Annotated in this window: 1 protein-coding gene and 1 pseudogene; one reads left to right on the forward strand and one right to left on the reverse strand. The window is 68.0% G+C overall.

Annotated features, from left to right (window positions below; all coding sequences use genetic code 11):
• Positions 1-272: pseudogene (locus ACWELQ_RS44805) on the reverse strand (alpha/beta hydrolase); the annotation flags it as partial.
• Between the two features lie 191 nt (positions 273-463).
• On the opposite strand from ACWELQ_RS44805, the gene ACWELQ_RS44810 reads away from it, so the two are divergent.
• Positions 464-1,946, forward strand: a 1,483-nt coding sequence (locus ACWELQ_RS44810) for an alpha/beta fold hydrolase (RefSeq protein ID WP_452403042.1), incomplete at its 3' end; no start/stop codon positions are given.

Consider the following 1,946-nt stretch of genomic DNA (forward strand, 5'->3'; position numbering starts at 1 on the left):
GGCGGCTGACCGGCGGGAACGAACAGTGCGCCACTGGCTTTCACCGGTTCGCCGTTGGATCGCGTGGTCCAGTATACGACCGCGGATCCGCCCCACAGGTTGTGCCAGCCGTCGGGCTGCGCGGTGGCCGTGATCAGCGTGCCCGCGCCCGAACCCGATTCGGCCGACACCCCAGTTTCCGGGGGTGCGGCGTGCGCTGCGGGGATGCTGACCAGCGCGCCGACGGCCAGCGTCGCGGCCAGGGATCGGGTGAACGCGCGGGTGATCGGCATGCTTCCTCCAGCGGCAGAGCGGTGGGATGGATCGCCGCAGTCTATCGAGTCATTCGCTAGAGATTTGCCGTACGGTCTCGTGTGGGCGTGGCGTTCGCGTGTGTCCGATGAAATCCGCCAGCTGACACCGTATTTCGCGGCAGATCCGGGTAGCGTCGCCCCTCGGGAACTCCGACCTCGAAGGAGAGTGCATGCCCGCTCAGCGGATTCGACGGCTCGTCCTGGGCGCGACCCTGCTCACCGCGGCGGCCGCGCTACCGGCGGGACCGGCGAGCGCGGATGCCGCGGCACTGCCGGATCGCTTCACCCAGCAGACGCTGGACTGGAAGTCGTGCGACGATCCGGTGCTGGATCCGGCCGGTGCGCAATGCGCGGGTGTGCTGGTGCCGCTGGACTATTCCAATCCGGGTGGCCGCACGCTGACCATCGCCATCTCGCGCTTCGCGGCCACCGATCCGTCGCGGCGTCGCGGCATCCTGATGACCAATCCGGGTGGTCCGGGCGGCGCGGGCCTGCGCATGCCCGCCAACTATCTGACCAACCTGTCCGATGACGTGCGCGCCGAGTACGACATCATCGGCATGGACCCGCGCGGCATCGGCCGGTCCGAGAAGGTCGATTGCACGATTCCCATTCCCACCATGCTGTTCTCGGCGGGATTCGACCTGTTCGGCTTCGCCCGCGACACCACGGTCGCCGCCGGGCTGGCCACCGCCTGCGTCGGCACCGACCCGGTCAAGGCGCGCCAGATCACGACGCGCAACACCGCCCGCGACATGGATCTCATCCGGGGCGTGCTCGGCGAGGCCAAACTGAATTTCTTCGGCGCGTCCTACGGGACCTACCTGGGCTCGGTCTATTCGCAGATGTTCGGCGACCACGCCGACCGGATGGTCTTCGACAGTCCGATCGATCCGGCCCGCTACTACATCGGCCTCTACCAGGACATGGGCCCGATCAACGAGTTCGCCCTGGACGACTGGGCGAAATGGGCGGCCCGCCACGACGATCTGTACCACTTCGGCGCGACCCCCGAGGCGGTGCGCGCCTGGGTCGAGGATCTGATCCGGCGCTCCGCGGGTCATGAGATCTACGGCAGTGGATTCCTGGTGGACGAGCACACCATTCCCATGCTGATCCTGGCCCTGCTGCCGAACCCGCAGTTCAACCCCAACCTCGCCGAGGTGCTCACCATGGTGGCCAGCGGTGTGGCGGGCGGGCCCATCGACATGGACGCGCTCAAGTCGAAGATCTTCTCGGTGGTGCCGCTGGACGCCTCGGCCATGGCCGCGGTCATGTGCGGTGACAAGGCCGCGCCGCGGGATCCGGCCTGGTACTACAAGAATGTCGAGGCCGCGCGGGCCAGCCAGCCGGTGTTCGGTGCGTTCGCCAACAACATCACCGCCTGCGCGTACTGGCCCGACCCGGTGGAGCCGCCGACCGAGATCGGCAACAACACGCCCGTGCTGATCGTGGCCAATGTCCACGACACCCGCACCGCCTACCAGGAAGGGCTTGCGCTGCACGCGGATCTGCCGCAATCGCGGCTGGTCACGTTGGCGGACACCAGGATTCACGCGTCGTTCCGGGACGGCCTGAGCCCATGCCTGAACGACATCGTGAACACCTACCTCGCCACCGGCGCGCGTCCGGCGCAGGACGTCACCTGCGAAC

Source organism: Nocardia sp. NPDC004722 (genome assembly GCF_053601505.1).